A 15064-nucleotide genomic window follows, 5' to 3' on the forward strand; every position below is an offset into this window, starting at 1 on the left:
GGGACGGGGGTCGGACCCCCGTTTCCCCGCCTACCGCCGGACGGCTAACGGCAGCCGCAGGAGCGGCGGATCACCAGGGCCGAGGGGAACTGCTTCAGCCGCTCGCGCCGGGAGCCCGACACGCGCACGGCGTCGTCCAGGACTAGGTCCACGGCCGCGCGGGCCATCGCCGTGCGGTCCGAGGCGATCGTGGTCAGGGGCGGGTCCGTGAGGGCCGCCTCCTTGACGTCGTCGAAGCCCGCCACGGCCAGCTCCCCGGGCACGTCGATGCGCAGCTCGCGCGCGGCCCGGAGCACGCCGATGGCCTGGTCGTCCGTCGCGCAGAAGATCGCCGTCGGGCGGTCCGGCCGGGCCAGGACCTCCAGGGCGACCTGGTACGCGTCGTAGCGGTTGTACGGGGCCTCGATCAGCCGGCCCTCGGTCGAGCGGCCCGACTCCAGCATGGCCCGGCGCCAGCCCTCGACGTGGTCGGCCACCGGGTCGCCGACCGACGGGGTGTTCTCGATGCCGCCGATGCAGGCGACGTACTCGTGGCCGTGCTCCAGCAGGTGCCGGGTCGCCATCTGGGCGCCGCCGATGTCGTCCGTGATGACCGCGACGTCGTCGATGGCCTCCGGGCGCTCGTGCAGCAGCACCACCCGCGCGTCCCAGGCCTCGATCTCGCTCGCGGCCTGCTCGCTCATGCCCTGGCTGACCAGGATCAGTCCCGAGACCCGCATCCCGAGGAAGGCCCGCAGGTAGTGGACCTCGCGCTCGGTGCGGTAGTCGGAGTTGCCGACCAGCACCATCTTTCCGCGCTCGGCGGCGGCCTGCTCGACCGCGTGCGCCATCTCCGCGAAGAACGGCTGACGGGCGTCCGGGACGATCATGCCTATGAGGTCGGTGCGCCGCGAGGCCATCGCCTGCGCGACCCGGTCCGGGCGGTAGCCCAGGTCCTTGATCGCGGCGAGGACACGCTCGCGCGTGGCCGGGGCAACCGGCCGGGGTCCGTTGTTGATGACGTAGCTCACGACGGCGGTAGACGTACCCGCAAGTCGTGCAACGTCATCCCGCGTCACCTTGGCCACGTGCGGGAGTCTACGCGGGGTGACCTGCCTCTGGGCAGGGCGTCCTGCCCAGAGGTAGGTCACACGGCCTTCGGCCGACCGGGTGACGGCTTCATCCGCTGTGTGCGGAGGCCTGGGTGGAGGCCTCCGCGGAGGCCTGTGCCGCGGCCTTCGCGGCAGCCTGGGCCGCCGCTTCCGCCGCCGCCCGCTCCACCTTCTCCGGGGTCACGAAGCGGTAGCCGACGTTGCGCACCGTGCCGATCAGCGACTCGTGCTCGGGGCCGAGTTTCGCGCGCAGGCGCCGTACGTGCACGTCGACCGTGCGGGTGCCGCCGAAGTAGTCGTAGCCCCAGACCTCCTGCAGCAGCTGCGCGCGGGTGAAGACCCGGCCCGGGTGCTGCGCGAGGTACTTCAGCAGCTCGAACTCCTTGAAGGTCAGGTCCAGGACCCGCCCCTTCAGCTTCGCGGAGTACGTCGCCTCGTCGACCGACAGGTCACCGTTGCGGATCTCCATCGGGGAGTCGTCCGAGCCCATCTGCTGACGGCCGGTGGCCAGTCGCAGCCGGGCCTCGACCTCGGCGGGGCCCGCGGTGTCCAGCAGTACGTCGTCGATGCCCCAGTCGGCGGTGACCGCGGCCAGACCGCCCTCGGTCACGACCAGGATCAGCGGACAGCCGGGGCCGGTGGAGCGGAGCAGCTGGCACAGCGACCGCACCTGCGGCAGGTCGCGGCGGCCGTCCACGAGGATCACGTCGGCGCCCGGGGTGTCCACGAGCGCGGGACCCTCGGCCGGGGCCACCCGGACGTTGTGGAGCAGCAGGCCGAGGGCGGGCAGCACCTCGGTCGACGGCTGCAGGGCATTGGTGAGCAGCAGTAGGGAGCTCATGCCCGACCACCTGCCCGGGCCGGACGGTGGTGCACGGATCGCTGGTCCATCACGTCGGTTCCTCCTCGGTCCCGTCGAGGACGTGCGCGGTTCTGCTTCGTACGGTGTCGTTCGCGGTCCCGTCGGCGTCCTCGCGGCCCCGCGCCCTGAGGCCTGCGGGGACGGCCGTTGTTCCCGTTTCGTTCAACGTGCTGAAAGCACAAAAGGACCCGGGGGCAACGTTGCCCGGATCCTCTCGCCTCGAGAATAGCCCACCCGCCCTTCCGGGGCCGAGGCATCTTCCGCTTCCGATTCTGTGGTTCCTGCCACGCCCGGGCCCTGGGTATGCCCTGGTTTCACCGGTTCGGGGGCCCGCCGGGCGGTGCGGCAGGGCCGACCGGGCGCACCCGGGGCGCGCGGAAGCACGCCGGGGTCGGGCGCGCGAGGGGTCATCATGGAGGCCGACGGTAGAGAGCCGACGATAGGAGCTGCAGTGGCAACCGGAACCATCCGCTACTGGGCGGCGGCCAAGGCCGCGTCCGGGACTGCGGAGGAGCCGTACTCGGCGCACACACTGGCCGAGGCGCTCGACGCCGTGCGGGAACGCCACCCCGGGGAGCTGACCCGGGTCCTGCAGCGCTGCTCCTTCCTCGTGAACGACGAACCCGTGGGCAAGCGCCCGCACGAGGCCGTCCTGCTGACCGAGGGGGGCACCGTAGAGGTGCTCCCGCCGTTCGCGGGCGGGTGAGCGGAAGCCGATGAGCACGCCTGAGGAACAGCAGCAGCAACAGCAGCAACAGCAGCAGCACCATGGGGACCAGCAGGGTCAGCAGGACCCGTACGGGACGCAGACCTGGCAGGCCGACACCTGGGACACCGGCTACCAGCCGGTGCAGCCGCCGCTGGGCGCCGTCCCCGGCCAGCCGGTGGCCCCGGAGGGCTGGTTCCGCGACGAGGCCCCGGCCGTCTCCGGCGGCGAGGCTCCGGCTCCGGCCGGCGTGCCGTGGCCCGGAGCCCCGGCCGCCGAGGCCTACCCGTCGTACCCGGCCCCGCAGGCCCCGCAGGGCGAGGAGGCCGGGGCCGGCGGCCCGTGGCCGGACGGCACCGGTGCCGGCTCCGCCCCCGGTGCCGGTCCGGGCGTCCCCTGGCCCGAGGGCCCCGCCGCCGAGGCGTACCCCTCGTACCAGGACCCCCAGTACCAGCAGGCCCCGGCGGGGCAGCCCGCCGCCCCCGAGGGCTGGTTCCGCGACGAGGTCCGGGCTCCGGCCCCCGCCCAGGACTGGTCCCAGGGCGACGGCTCCGCCTACGCGCCGCCCGCGTCCCCCGCGTCCCCCGCCGCGCCCGCTTCGGCCGCGGAGACCGCCTACCTCCCGCCGTACCCCGGCCCGGACCCGCAGGCCGCGCCCGCGCACCACGGCTTCGGGCAGCAGCAGCCCGCGGCTCCGGCCGCCGCCGAGGAGACGGCCTACCTGCCGCCCTACCAGGACGGTCCCGGTGCGCAGGCGCAGGCCGCCGTGCCCGAGGGCTGGTTCCGGGACGAGGTTCCCGCCCAGGCCCCCGCCCAGGCCTCCGCCCCGGCTCCCGCCCAGGACTGGTCCCAGGGCGCCGGGACGGCCGTCTCGGCAGCCGAGACGGCGTACCTGCCGCCCTACCCGGGCCCGGCCGAGCAGCAGCCGGAGGCCGCCGCCGAGCAGACGGCGTACCTGCCGCCGCAGGCGGCCGCACCCGCCCCCACCGCCGAGCCCGTCGCGGACGGCCCGGCGGACGGCCCGGCGGACGACAGCGCCTGGTCGCCCCCCACCCTCGGCGGGAACACCCTGCGCGCCGTCGACCCGGCGCAGGCCCGCGCCGAGGGCCGGTCGCCGATCATCGACCCCGGTCCGCAGTCGGCCATACTGACGGCCGCCCTCGGCCTGCTGATGGCCCTCGCCGCCTTCCTCGGCCAGTACGCCGTGCTCGTCCCGCTGGTCGCCCTCCAGGCGCTCACCGCGGCCGGCTGGTTCCGCCTCAACGGCATGTGGCCGGCCCGCCAGGGCATCGCCCTCGCCTTCGCGGGAGCCCTCGTCGCAGACGTCGCCGTGCTCGCGGTGGACGACACGTACGCCCCCGGCGCGATCATCGGCACCCTCGGCGCATGGGTGCTGGTCACCCTCGTCCTCCAGCTGCGCAGCCACGCCGACCCGGACGAGCGCATGTACGGCCTGATGGCCTCGGTGGCCTCCGCCGCCCTCGCCGTCGTCTGCGCGGGCTGGCTCGCGGCGGACACGGCCGCGGTCTCCGTGGGTGCGGTGGCCGTGGCGGTGGCCGTGTTCACCCGCGCCCTGCCGCTGCCCACCGCCCCCTCGGTCGCGGTCGCGCTGGCCTCGGCCGCGGGCGCCGGCCTCGTCGTGGGCGGGCTCACCGACGTCGGTGCGGGCGGGGCCCTGGTCGGGCTCGTGGCGGGGGTCTGCGCCCTGATCGGGCTGCGCGTGGCCGCGTACGACTACCCGTCGAAGTTCGTGCACATGACGGCCGGTGTCGCGCTGCCCCTCGCGGTGGCCGCTCCCGCCGTGTACCTGATCGGCCGGGTGGTGAGCTGATCTGTCCCTGACATCGGGCGTGGTCAACTAGAACGCACGTACCGGACTACTGGGGGAGGGGCGCGTGCGGGCTCTGCGTGTCGTCGTGATCATCGGAGTGGTGCTGGGAGCACTGTTCGCCGGCGTGGACCGGTGGGCGGTCGGCTACGCCGAGAACCGGCTGGCGGACCGGATCCAGGCCCGGCAGGGCCTGGCCGGCAGCGCGGAGGTCGAGATCCGCGGGTTCCCCTTCCTCACCCAGGCGCTCAGCCACGACCTGGAACAGGTCGACCTGAAGCTCCGGGGCATCGAGGTGATGGCGGACGGGCGCAAGACGCGCCTCTCGGAGCTCGACGCGAGCTTCCACGGAGTGAAGGTCGCAGGGGACTACGCGGGCGGGACCGCCAAGCGCGCCGAGGGCTCCGGGCTCATCACGTACGCGGACCTCACGGCGGCCTCGCAGACCGGCGCGACCCTGTCCTACGGCGGGGCGCCCGGCAAGGTGAAGGTCTCCGTGGGCGTGGACGTGCTCGGCAAGACCCTCACGCGCAGCGTCGTGTCGACCGTCACTCTGGTGGACGCGGAGGGCGGCAAGGGCGGCAAGATCGTCCGGGTGCACGCCGACGAGGTGCCCGGCGAGGGCATACCCGGCCTGGAACGGCTCGTCCGCAAGCGGACCGACTTCGACCGCAGCCTCGACGCCGGCCTCCCGGCCGGGCTCCAGCTCACCGCCCTGACCTCGGACGAAGAGGGCGTGCACCTGGAATTGGGCGGCTCGAACGTGGTGCTGGCCGGATCGTGAGACAGAGCGGTCCGATCCGCAGAAGGACGGGCCGCAGAACGGCTCCAGGAGGCGGCGCGGCGGCCGTACGAGGAGTTCGCATCCCAGTATCCGGACGATCCCGTCTCGGGATATGACACACCGGTGACAGGGCGGCCGATTCGTCCCTACGATCCATGGTTATGAAGCATCAGCAGGCGGACCTCACGAAGCGGCGGGCAGTAGACCTGTGTCGCGTCGCCGCCATGCTCTGTCGATCCATGTGACGTGTGAGCGCTACCGCTCCATACGACCGGACGACGGCCGCCAGACCGGCCCTTCCCGCGTGACCGCACCCGCCTCCTGATCCCTGACGCCTCCCCGCGCAGGTTCAGAAGCGCACCCGTACGCACGCAGCAGCACCGCAGCATCCGTACCGCCCCGCCGCACACTGCCCCGGAGGAGAACACCATGAGCCGCAGCGACGTCCTCGTAGACGCCGACTGGGTCGAGGCCCACCTGAACGACGCCAACGTCGTCATCGTCGAGGTGGACGAGGACACGTCCGCCTACGACAAGAACCACATCACCAACGCCGTCCGGATCGACTGGAAGACCGACCTCCAGGACCCGGTCCGCCGTGACTTCGTGGACCAGGAGGGCTTCGAGAAGCTCCTCTCCGCCAAGGGCATCTCCAACGACGACACCGTCGTCCTCTACGGCGGCAACAACAACTGGTTCGCGTCCTACGCCTACTGGTACTTCAAGCTCTACGGCCACCAGGACGTCCGCCTCCTCGACGGCGGCCGCAAGAAGTGGGAGCTCGACTCCCGCGACCTGGTCGACGGCAAGGACGTCCCGAACCGCCCGGCCACCGAGTACAAGGCCAAGGCCCAGGACACCTCCATCCGTGCCTTCCGCGACGACGTCGTGGCCGCGATCGGCTCGCTGAACCTGGTCGACGTCCGCTCCCCCGACGAGTTCTCCGGCAAGCTGCTCGCCCCGGCGCACCTGCCGCAGGAGCAGTCGCAGCGTCCCGGCCACGTGCCGAGCGCCCGCAACATCCCGTGGTCGAAGAACGCCAACGACGACGGCACCTTCAAGTCGGACGAAGAGCTGACCGCCCTCTACGAGGCCGAGCAGGTCGACCTGGCGAAGGACACCATCGCCTACTGCCGCATCGGTGAGCGCTCCGCGCTCACGTGGTTCGTGCTGCACGAGCTCCTGGGCCAGGAGAACGTCAAGAACTACGACGGCTCCTGGACCGAGTACGGCTCGCTCGTCGGCGTGCCGATCGAGCTCGGCGCCAACAAGTAATCCCGGCCGGGCACGCGACGCCCGCCCGAAGCAGCAGAACCTCTCCAGGACAGGACAGAGAACATGTGTGGAGCACAGATCGGCGGGCCCGACCTCGCGACGCTGAAGCCCGGTGAGACCGCGATCCAGGGCCAGATCACCCAGGGCGGCGAGCCGGTGTCCGGCTACGTCCGTCTGCTGGACTCGACCGGCGAGTTCACCGCCGAGGTCCCGACCTCGGCCACCGGCCAGTTCCGCTTCTACGCGGCCCCCGGCTCGTGGACGCTGCGCGCGCTCGTCCCGGGTGCCAAGGCCGACCGCGCCGTCGTGGTCGCCGAGGCCGGCGGCGTGACGGACGTGGCGATCGCGGTCTGACGGACCGTGCCCGCGCACCGCGGCACTGATTGACCGGCCGAAGGGCCGCACCCCAGGGGTTGGACGCCACTGGAACGGGGTGCGGCCCTTCGTGCTGTCCGCACCCTTGTCCGGAGCGACCACGGCTCTACCCTGGAGCTATGTACGCCAGGCGTAGGCGCACCTACTTCCTGCTCATGGGCGGATGCCTGTTCCTCTTCGTCTCCGCCTGGTCCTTCGTGCGCCTGCTCTCCGTGGAGGCGGCCGTGGCCATGTGCGTGGTCGCGATGGTCATCCCGCCGGTCGCCGCGATGATCGCGAACCGGCGCGGCCCGGACGACCGCTGGTGGGACGACCCCTCGGGCGATCCGAAGTCCGACGAGTGGTGGGACGAGCTGGACGGGAAGCGGCGCCACGAGGACTGAGGCGGGGAACCGGGGAACCGGGGATCAAGCCCGGCGAGATAAGAATGTAATAAGCATTCATACAACTGCTCCCCCCTGGGTCGGGTCATGGATACGCACGGGTAGTCAACCTGTGCCTCATGTCCTGTGGGGGGACCCCTTTGGAACACGAACAGACCATCCCCGAGCTGCGAAAAGAGGCGGAGACCACCCCTGATTCGGACACTCCGGACCAGCTCTCCACCCCGGCAGCCGACGAAGCCGCCGCCCCCGCCGCCCCGCGCCGCCGCGGCCGTACGACGCTCCTGATCGCGGGCGCGGCAGCCCTCGGCGTCCTCGCGGGCGCGGTCACCGGCTACGCGATCCAGTACCACCGCGAACCGACGCCGCTGCCGCCGCTGGCCCAGCAGAAGCTGGTGACGCCGAAGGCGCTGGCGCCCGACGCCACCACGACGAACAAGACGATCAACGGCAACCGCTGGCACAAGACGGACGGCGACCTCAGGAAGCTGCTGATCGAGGCGCCGAAGGGGGCGGAGGTCGAGGGCGCCGGCTACGAGTCCCTCGACTGGTTCGCCACGAACTTCGAGAAGCCGGACGCGGGCCTGCGCAACATCGTGCGCAACAACCTCCGACGGGTCGCGACGACGCGGTGGCAGGAGGGCGACAACATCGTGGTCGAGGTGCGGCTGCTGCAGTTCCGCGAACGTTCCGCCGCGGAGGAGTTCCAGCAGCACCAGGCCGAGTACAGGACGAAGGACTCCGGTAACTCCGGCGTGGCCATCCCGGGTGTCCCCGACGAGGTGGGGCACGCCTGGGTGGGGTCGGACGCCAAGGAGAAGCCGGGGTACTACCCGCTCCGCACCGCCACTGCGGAAGTCCGCCGGGGCGACATCGTCGTGGAGGTCTTCTACTACGACAAGCGCGGCAAGAAGATCGCCGAGAGCGATGTCATCGACCTGGCCAAGCGACAGCTGGAGCGACTGTGACCGAGCCGCAGAACGAGACGAACCCGGCTCCGGAGGCTCCGCAGGTCCCTGCAGCCGCACCGGAGCCCGAGGCTCCCACGGCGCCCGAGGCGGCGGCAGCCGAGCCGGCCGGGCCCGCGCGCAAGGTCAACCGCAAAAAGGTCGCCCTCACCGCAGCGGTCGTGGCCGTGGCGCTCCTCGTGGGCGGTGGTGCATGGGGCGCCTCCGCGATCGCCGACGCCGACCGCACCGCACCCACCCGCTACTGGACCGCCGAGGACGAGCGCCCCGTGAGCGCCGAGAAGCCGGCTCCCGTGCCGCTGAACGAGCTGGCGGGCAAGCTACTGCCGGTACCGAGCGAGCGCGAGTTCAGCCTCGGCCCGGACCTCGACGACGACGGCAACAACTTCTTCGTCTCCGGCGAGGCCGCCGTCGAGGGCTTCAAGGCGTCCAGCAAGGGCCTGTCCGGCAGCGAGCGCAAGAAGCGCGACGAAGCACTGGCGGAGCTGAAGCTCAAGGGGCTGGCCGGTCGCAGCTACGCCAAGGCCGGCGGCCAGATGGTGTTGGAGGTCCGCCTCATGCAGGCCGATCCGAAGGCCATCGGCCAGTTCTCCGAGATCAGCAAGAAGCTCCTCGATCTCCTCGGCGACGGCCGTGACGCACCGAAGGTGGACGGCTTCCCGGACGCCAAGTGCTCACTCCTCGCCATCGGAGAGGAGAAGAAGGAAGAGAAGATCGACTCGCTCGAATGCGTGGCGATCCAGGGTGACGTGATGGTCAATTTCCGGGCGTACGGCCCCAAGCCCTTCTCCACTTCCACTGCCGCGGAGTTCTTCAAGAACCAGCTGACCCACCTGAAGACCCCCGGGGAGAGCGTGTGACCGAGCAGAACGCGACCGCAGCCGCTCCGGAGCCGGTCGACATGGTCAAGGCCCCGTTCCCGCAGGACGCGGTGGCCGCGCAGGCCCAGGCCCCCGAGGCAGCGCAGGAGGCGGTAGCCGCACAGCCGCAGGCTCCGGAGACCCCCGAGGCGGCAGCCCCCGAAGCACCCGTCGCGACCCGGGTCCCGGCTGCCACGGACACGCTGGCGGCCTTCGCGGCCCCGCAGGCGGCCGAAGCCCCCGAGACCGCCGAAGCCCCGCAGGGCACGGCGCCCAAGGACCGCCGCAAGCTCTTCGCCTTCCTCCGCTGGACCGCAGCCGTCACCGTCTTCGCCGTCGCCGGCGCAGGCGTGGCGTACGGGATCACACGGCCCGAGCGCACCGACGTCCCCGGGCTCTCCACGAAGGACGACGGCCGATGGGTCTTCCCGCAGCTGGTCAAGCCCACGCTGCCGCCCGGCGCCGCCCAGCCCTTCGCCGAGGACAACAAGGACCGCATCCACTACGCGTCCACCCTTGAACTCCTCCTCCCGGCCCCGAAGGGGTCCACCCCGGACCCCGCGCTGAAGCTGGAGAAGGACTCCGTGGTGTCCGTGGACACCTTCCTGGAGGAGTACGAGCCCACAGCTCGCGAGAACATGAAGCAGGGCTTCACCGACGACGGCCTGCGCCAGATCGTGGGCCGCGGCTGGCTGATGCCGGACGGCACCCGCACCCGTGTCTACCTGCTGCGCTTCCACTCGTCGGGCTTCGTGAACGCCTTCGATGGCTGCGGCATCAACATGAACGTCAACGGCGTCAACCGCATGGAGCCCGACTCCGCCTGGAGCAAGGCCAAGAGCACCCAGCCCGTACCCGACGTCGCCGGGGTCGTCGGCAACCCCCTCTCCTTCTTCTCGGAGGCCCGCCCGTACGGCGACGAGCAGGTGAGGGTCGGCTGCGTCGACTCCGGAGACCTGCTCGCCGCCGTCTTCCAGACCCGCAAGGGCGAGGTGGCGACCATTCCGTTCCACCAGACGGTGATCCTGCAGGGCCAGCTGCTCGGCTGACCGGCGGTACGGCCCACCTCACACAGTGCGCCGGTCCCCGGGCCAGTAGGCTTGGGGACCGGCCCCGTACAGCCCCAGAAACGAATTCCGAGGAGCACCCCGTGCTTGAGGCAGTCTTCACCTCCCTGCTGGTCCTGGTCTGCGTCGGCGTCATGGCCTTCACCGGCCTGGCGGTCAAGAAGCTGTACCAGGGCCAGCGCTGAGCCGCGGCTCCGCAGCCGGCCCGGCAGACCGCCCCGGAACCCCTCCCACAGATCGCCTGAGCAGCCATTCATGATCCAGATCCCGTCCGACCTGAACCCCGGCCTCGTCCCCCTGGCCTTCCTCCTCGGCACCTGGGAGGGCGCGGGAGTCTTCGACTTCCCCGGTGAGGAGAAGTGCAACTTCGGCCAGGAAGTCGTCTTCGGCCACGACGGCCGGGACTTCCTGGAGTACACCTCGCACACCTGGGTCCTCGACGCCGAGGGCAACAAGGTGCGGCCGCTGGAGTCGGAGTCCGGCTACTGGCGCATCGACAAGGACCGCAAGGTCGAGGTCGTCATGGTCCGCGACCAGGGCGTCGTCGAGGTCTGGTACGGCGATCTCGCCGACCAGAAGCCGCAGATCGACCTGGTCACGGACGCCGTCGCGCGCACCGCGGCCTCCGGCCCGTACAGCGGCGGCAAGCGTCTCTACGGCTACGTCAAGAGCGACCTGATGTGGGTCGGCGAGAAGGCCACGCCCGACGTCGAGCTGCGTCCGTACATGTCGGCCCAGCTGAAGAAGGTCGTCACGCCCGAGGAGGTCGCCGAGATGGCGCGCAACCTCCCGGACATGCCGGACGACGGCATCGCCTTCTTCCGGTGAGCCGCTGAGCGGTCCACAGGCTGTGCACGAGGGGGACCGCGGGAGCACCCGCGGTCCCCCTCTCGCGCTTACACTGGCCGGGTGGTGAGCACCGAGAGCGCCGAGAACCCCGAGGGCACCGACTGGAAGAGCGACCTGCGGCAGCGCGGATACCGGCTGACACCGCAGCGCCAGCTCGTACTGGAAGCGGTCGACACCCTGGAGCACGCCACCCCGGACGAGATCCTCGCCCAGGTGCGCAAGACCGCCTCCGGGGTCAACATCTCCACCGTGTACCGCACCCTCGAGCTCCTCGAGGAGCTGGGGCTCGTCTCGCACGCCCACCTCGGGCACGGCGCCCCCACCTACCACCTCGCCGACCGGCACCACCACATCCACCTGGTCTGCCGCGACTGCGCGGACGTCATCGAGGCGGACGTGGACATCGCCGCCGACTTCACCGCGAAGCTCCACGCCACCTTCGGGTTCGAGACCGACATGAAGCACTTCGCGATCTTCGGCCTGTGCAAGAAGTGTTCGGCCCGACAACATGACGGCCACGCGTAGCAGAGTCGTACGCTTGGTCCCATGACCAGCAGCCCCTTGCTCCACCTCCCCGGCGCCGTGCAGGCCGAAGGCCGCGACGAGGGCGTCGCCGCCCACTACGGCGAGCTGTACGGCGAACAGCGCGCCCTCGCCGACGGCCGCGGCTTCGTCGACCTCTCGCACCGCGGAGTCGTCACCGTCAGCGGGCCGGAGCGGCTGAGCTGGCTGCACCTGCTGCTCACCCAGCACCTCACCGAACTGCCCGCGGGCCAGGCCACCGAGGCGCTGATCCTCTCCGCCAACGGCCACATCGAGCACGCGCTCTACCTCGTCGACGACGGCGAGACCACGTGGGCTCACGTGGAGCCCGGCACCCAGGGGGAGCTGCTCGCCTACCTGGAGGCGATGAAGTTCTTCTACCGCGTCGAAATCGCCGACCGCACCGACGAGTTCGCCGTCGTGCACCTGCCGGCCGGGTCCATCGCCGAGGTGCCCAAGGAGTTCACCGTCCGGGAGACCGCGCACGGCCGTGACGTCTTCCTGCCGCGCGCCGAGCTGGAGGCCTTCGCCGCCGCGCACGGTCCGGCCGCCGGGCTCCTCGCCTACGAGGCGCTGCGCGTCGAGGCGCACCGGCCGCGGCTCGGCCTGGAGACCGACCACCGGACCATCCCGCACGAGCTGGGCTGGATCGGCACCGCCGTCCACCTCCAGAAGGGCTGCTACCGCGGCCAGGAGACGGTGGCCCGCGTCCACAACCTGGGGAAGCCCCCGCGCCGGCTGGTCTTCCTCCACCTGGACGGCTCCGAGGTGGTCCTCCCGGCGCACGGCGCCCCCGTCCGGCTCGCCGCCGACGGGGAGGAGGGCCGGCAGCTGGGCTTCGTGACCACCGCCGTACGCCACCACGAGCTCGGCCCGATCGCGCTCGCGCTGGTCAAGCGGAACGTGCCGGTTGACGCGCCGCTGCTGGTCGGCGGGACGGCCGCCGCGCAGGAGGTCGTCGTAGCGCCGTGATCCCCGCGCGCTAGATGTCGATGACGATGGTGAACGGGCCGTGGTTGGTCAGCGAGACCCGCATGTCCGCGCCGAACCGGCCCGTCTCCACCGTCGCGCCCAGCGCCCGCAGCTGCGCCACGACCTCGTCCACCAGCGGCTCGGCCACCGGGCCGGGCGCCGCCGCGTTCCACGTGGGGCGGCGGCCCTTGCGCGCGTCGCCGTAGAGCGTGAACTGGGAGATCACCAGCAGCGGGGCGTTCACGTCGCTGCAGGACTTCTCGGCCTCCAGGATCCGCACGGACCACAGCTTGCGCGCCAGCAGCGCCGCCTTCTCCGGGGTGTCGTCGTGGGTCACCCCCACCAGCACGCACAGCCCCTCGCCGACGATCTCGCCCACGGTCTCGCCGCCCACGACGACGCTCGCGCCGTCCACCCTCTGCACCACAGCTCGCATACCACCTGTGTATCAGGGTTGCACCCGTCCGGGGCCGATCGGGTGGAGTACGACTGCATCGGGACCACGGAGAGTGGCACGATGCACGCAGGCGGTGCGGGTGCGCCGCACCGGTCGAGGGGACGGACTCGTTCGTATGAATACTTCTGGTACCTCCGTACCTGCATCACCCTCCTCCGTCGCAGCTGCAGCGGTACGACCGCCCGCGCAGCGCACCGGTGAACAGCCGGGGCCGGAGGACCCCACCAGCGAGCTCGGGCTGCCGGAACTGCGTGCGCTGCGCCGGGACGCGCAGCGCGACGAGGCCGATCTGAGCTACGTGCGCCGGCTGCTCCAGGGCCGCATCGACATCCTGCGGGCCGAACTCGCCCGGCGCGCCGACCCGGAGGCGCCGGTCGTGGACCGGCTCTCGGAGATCCTCGCCGACGCCCCCTCCAGCCGCAGCGCCTCCGCCCGGCACGTCACGCTCGGCACCCCGCACGGCGAGGAGTACCGGCTGCTGGCCGCGGAGATGCTGTCCGACGTCGAGCTGTCGGACCTCAGCGCGCGCACGGACGGCGAACTGTACGAGGGGATGGGCAAGCTGGTGCGCTACGAGCAGCAGGTCTCGCGGCGCCGGCAGCAGCTCCAGCGGACGGTGGACGACTGCAGCGCGGAGATCACCCGGCGCTACCGGGAGGGAGAAGCGCAGGTGGACGACCTGCTGGCGTAGGACGGGAGGGCGCTGGGGCGGGCGGAAAACCGGGCGACCGGACGTCGCCCCGGCGATTAGCGTGGGCGGCTATGAGTGCTGACGTCCGGCCGATCGCCGAATCCGAACTCCCCGAGTGGCTGCGAACCGTGAACACCGGTTTCCTGACCGCCGCCCGTGTCACCGACTCCGACGTGGCCCAGCGGGCCAAGCAGAACGACCTCACCCGGACGCTGGGCGCGTTCGACTCCGAAACCGGCCGCTGCGTCGGCGCCTTCCGCTCCTTCGCACAGCAACTCACCGTGCCCGGCGGGGCGTCCGTCCCCTCCAGCGCCGTCTCCAACGTCGGCGTGCTGCCCACGCACCGCCGCCAGGGGCTGCTGTCGCGGATGATGGCCGACGAGCTGGCCGCCGCCAAGGCGCGCGGCGACGTGCTGTCGACGCTGATCGCCGCCGAGTACCCGATCTACGGGCGGTACGGGTACGGCCCCGCGGCCGCCGTCTCGGAGTGGGAGATCGACGTACCGCGCACCGGGCTGGACCCGCGCCTCGCCGCCCCCGCGGACGGCGGCCGGATCGACCTGGTCGACGTGGAGGAGGTCCGGCGGGTGGGGCCGGAGCTGCACGAACGGCTCCGGGCGCGCACCCACGGCGCCGTGAACCGGAACGAGCGCTGGTGGAACCTGGCGACCGGTCTGGAGGAGATGTCGTACCGCCCGTACAAGGAGAAGTTCCACGCGGTGTACCGCACGGCGGCCGGCGAGGTGACCGGGCTGGCCGTGTACGGGGCGGACGACCACTGGACGGACGCGAAGGTCCCGCAGAACACCGTGCAGGTCAACGACCTGCTGGCGGTCACCCCGCAGGCGGAGCGGGCGCTGTGGCGGTTCCTGTGCTCCATCGACTGGGTGGCGAAGGTCCGCACCGGCTACCGGGCCCCCGACGACCTGGTCGCCCAGCTGCTGCCCGACCCGCGCTCGGCCCGGATCGTGACCGCCGCGGACTTCCTGTGGGTGCGGCTGCTGGACGTCGTACGGGCCCTGGCCGCGCGGACGTACGCCGTGCCGGGGATCCTCGTGCTGGACGTCGCGGACGCGGCGGGTCTGTCGGACGGCCGCTACCGGCTCGACGCGGGCGGCGGCACGTGCGAGCGGACCGAGGACCCGGCGGATCTGAGCCTGGACGTGTCCGCGCTGGGCTCGCTCTACTTGGGCGACGAGTCGGCGGTACGGCTGGCCGCGCTCGGCCGGGTGACGGAGCGACGGCCGGGGGCGGTGGAGCTGGCGGACGCGGTGTTCCGCACGGCCCGCCGGCCGTGGTGCCCGGACGTCTTCTGAGCCCCCGCCGCATCCGGCCTGTCACGTCCGCCGGCTC

18 protein-coding genes are annotated in these 15064 nt (G+C 71.9%); 15 read left to right on the forward strand and 3 right to left on the reverse strand.

Translation table 11 applies throughout. The features are described from left to right. Positions 1-44: 44 nt before the first annotated feature. Together ACIGFK_RS32155 and ACIGFK_RS32160 are read right to left on the reverse strand one after the other, a co-directional pair. Positions 45-1067 (reverse strand): LacI family DNA-binding transcriptional regulator, encoded by a 1023-nt coding sequence (locus tag ACIGFK_RS32155; protein WP_376659501.1) that lies wholly within the window; start codon positions 1065-1067, stop codon positions 45-47. 91 nt (positions 1068-1158) lie between these two features. Then, positions 1159-1932 carry a response regulator transcription factor gene (locus ACIGFK_RS32160; RefSeq protein ID WP_376659500.1) on the reverse strand — a complete coding sequence of 258 codons (774 nt, stop codon included), beginning with the start codon at positions 1930-1932 and terminating at the stop codon, positions 1159-1161. Positions 1933-2404: 472 nt separating this feature from the next. On the opposite strand from ACIGFK_RS32160, the gene ACIGFK_RS32165 reads away from it, so the two are divergent. The 13 genes from ACIGFK_RS32165 to ACIGFK_RS32225 all read left to right on the forward strand — a co-directional run bounded on the left by ACIGFK_RS32165 (position 2405) and on the right by ACIGFK_RS32225 (position 12563). After that, the gene (locus tag ACIGFK_RS32165) at positions 2405-2659 is read left to right on the forward strand and encodes a MoaD/ThiS family protein (protein WP_376659499.1); all 255 of its coding nucleotides are present in this window, start codon (positions 2405-2407) and stop codon (positions 2657-2659) included. Between the two features lie 10 nt (positions 2660-2669). Further along, on the forward strand, positions 2670-4490 hold the full coding sequence (locus tag ACIGFK_RS32170) for a hypothetical protein (RefSeq protein WP_400054630.1): 1821 nt from the start codon (positions 2670-2672) through the stop codon (positions 4488-4490). A 64-nt stretch (positions 4491-4554) separates the two neighbouring features. Next, on the forward strand, positions 4555-5271 hold the full coding sequence (locus ACIGFK_RS32175) for a DUF2993 domain-containing protein (RefSeq protein ID WP_376659497.1): 717 nt from the start codon (positions 4555-4557) through the stop codon (positions 5269-5271). Positions 5272-5432: 161 nt separating this feature from the next. Continuing rightward, positions 5433-5516 (forward strand): putative leader peptide, encoded by an 84-nt coding sequence (locus ACIGFK_RS32180; RefSeq protein ID WP_350206375.1) that lies wholly within the window; start codon positions 5433-5435, stop codon positions 5514-5516. A gap of 184 nt (positions 5517-5700) precedes the next feature. Next, complete coding sequence (locus ACIGFK_RS32185; RefSeq protein WP_376659496.1) at positions 5701-6546, forward strand: sulfurtransferase; 846 nt, start codon at positions 5701-5703, stop codon at positions 6544-6546. 63 nt (positions 6547-6609) lie between these two features. Next, a complete protein-coding gene (locus tag ACIGFK_RS32190; RefSeq protein WP_329381595.1) occupies positions 6610-6900 on the forward strand; it encodes a DUF1416 domain-containing protein in 291 nt (96 codons plus the stop codon). A gap of 140 nt (positions 6901-7040) precedes the next feature. Further along, positions 7041-7304, forward strand: coding sequence for a DUF3099 domain-containing protein (locus ACIGFK_RS32195; protein ID WP_376659495.1), 264 nt, complete (start codon positions 7041-7043; stop codon positions 7302-7304). A gap of 140 nt (positions 7305-7444) precedes the next feature. Then, on the forward strand, positions 7445-8272 hold the full coding sequence (locus ACIGFK_RS32200; protein WP_376659494.1) for a hypothetical protein: 828 nt from the start codon (positions 7445-7447) through the stop codon (positions 8270-8272). After that, positions 8269-9132 carry a hypothetical protein gene (locus ACIGFK_RS32205; protein WP_376659493.1) on the forward strand — a complete coding sequence of 288 codons (864 nt, stop codon included), beginning with the start codon at positions 8269-8271 and terminating at the stop codon, positions 9130-9132. Before ACIGFK_RS32200 ends, ACIGFK_RS32205 begins: the two co-directional genes overlap by 4 nt. Beyond that, positions 9129-10181 (forward strand): hypothetical protein, encoded by a 1053-nt coding sequence (locus tag ACIGFK_RS32210; protein WP_376659492.1) that lies wholly within the window; start codon positions 9129-9131, stop codon positions 10179-10181. The genes ACIGFK_RS32205 and ACIGFK_RS32210 overlap by 4 nt, the downstream gene beginning before the upstream one ends. 273 nt (positions 10182-10454) lie before the next feature. Continuing rightward, positions 10455-11027, forward strand: coding sequence for an FABP family protein (locus ACIGFK_RS32215; RefSeq protein ID WP_329381583.1), 573 nt, complete (start codon positions 10455-10457; stop codon positions 11025-11027). A gap of 84 nt (positions 11028-11111) precedes the next feature. Next, positions 11112-11573 carry a Fur family transcriptional regulator gene (locus tag ACIGFK_RS32220; protein WP_376659491.1) on the forward strand — a complete coding sequence of 154 codons (462 nt, stop codon included), beginning with the start codon at positions 11112-11114 and terminating at the stop codon, positions 11571-11573. Positions 11574-11594: 21 nt separating this feature from the next. Continuing rightward, positions 11595-12563 (forward strand): YgfZ/GcvT domain-containing protein, encoded by a 969-nt coding sequence (locus tag ACIGFK_RS32225; protein ID WP_376659490.1) that lies wholly within the window; start codon positions 11595-11597, stop codon positions 12561-12563. Between the two features lie 10 nt (positions 12564-12573). On the opposite strand, the gene dtd is transcribed toward ACIGFK_RS32225, so the two are convergent. Continuing rightward, positions 12574-12999, reverse strand: coding sequence for a D-aminoacyl-tRNA deacylase (dtd, locus tag ACIGFK_RS32230; RefSeq protein ID WP_376659489.1), 426 nt, complete (start codon positions 12997-12999; stop codon positions 12574-12576). A 136-nt stretch (positions 13000-13135) separates the two neighbouring features. On the opposite strand from dtd, the gene ACIGFK_RS32235 reads away from it, so the two are divergent. Together ACIGFK_RS32235 and ACIGFK_RS32240 are read left to right on the forward strand one after the other, a co-directional pair. Beyond that, positions 13136-13711 (forward strand): AmfC protein, encoded by a 576-nt coding sequence (locus tag ACIGFK_RS32235; RefSeq protein ID WP_376659488.1) that lies wholly within the window; start codon positions 13136-13138, stop codon positions 13709-13711. Positions 13712-13782: 71 nt separating this feature from the next. After that, complete coding sequence (locus ACIGFK_RS32240; protein ID WP_386472560.1) at positions 13783-15027, forward strand: GNAT family N-acetyltransferase; 1245 nt, start codon at positions 13783-13785, stop codon at positions 15025-15027. Positions 15028-15064: the final 37 nt, after the last annotated feature.

This window comes from Streptomyces sp. NPDC085524 (assembly GCF_044541755.1).
Taxonomy (GTDB): Bacteria; Actinomycetota; Actinomycetes; order Streptomycetales; family Streptomycetaceae; genus Streptomyces.

Excerpts from the sequence above, each read along its gene's own strand:
- ACIGFK_RS32180 (WP_350206375.1), top strand. The coding sequence starts at position 5,433 with ATGAAGCATCAGCAGGCGGACCTCACGAAGCGGCGGGCAGTAGACCTG.
- ACIGFK_RS32235 (WP_376659488.1), top strand. The coding sequence starts at position 13,136 with ATGAATACTTCTGGTACCTCCGTACCTGCATCACCCTCCTCCGTCGCA.
- ACIGFK_RS32240 (WP_386472560.1), top strand. The coding sequence starts at position 13,783 with ATGAGTGCTGACGTCCGGCCGATCGCCGAATCCGAACTCCCCGAGTGG.
- ACIGFK_RS32215 (WP_329381583.1), top strand. The coding sequence starts at position 10,455 with ATGATCCAGATCCCGTCCGACCTGAACCCCGGCCTCGTCCCCCTGGCC.
- ACIGFK_RS32225 (WP_376659490.1), top strand. The coding sequence starts at position 11,595 with ATGACCAGCAGCCCCTTGCTCCACCTCCCCGGCGCCGTGCAGGCCGAA.
- dtd (WP_376659489.1), bottom strand. The coding sequence starts at position 12,999 with ATGCGAGCTGTGGTGCAGAGGGTGGACGGCGCGAGCGTCGTCGTGGGC.
- ACIGFK_RS32170 (WP_400054630.1), top strand. The coding sequence starts at position 2,670 with ATGAGCACGCCTGAGGAACAGCAGCAGCAACAGCAGCAACAGCAGCAG.
- ACIGFK_RS32195 (WP_376659495.1), top strand. The coding sequence starts at position 7,041 with ATGTACGCCAGGCGTAGGCGCACCTACTTCCTGCTCATGGGCGGATGC.
- ACIGFK_RS32190 (WP_329381595.1), top strand. The coding sequence starts at position 6,610 with ATGTGTGGAGCACAGATCGGCGGGCCCGACCTCGCGACGCTGAAGCCC.
- ACIGFK_RS32160 (WP_376659500.1), bottom strand. The coding sequence starts at position 1,932 with ATGAGCTCCCTACTGCTGCTCACCAATGCCCTGCAGCCGTCGACCGAG.
- ACIGFK_RS32185 (WP_376659496.1), top strand. The coding sequence starts at position 5,701 with ATGAGCCGCAGCGACGTCCTCGTAGACGCCGACTGGGTCGAGGCCCAC.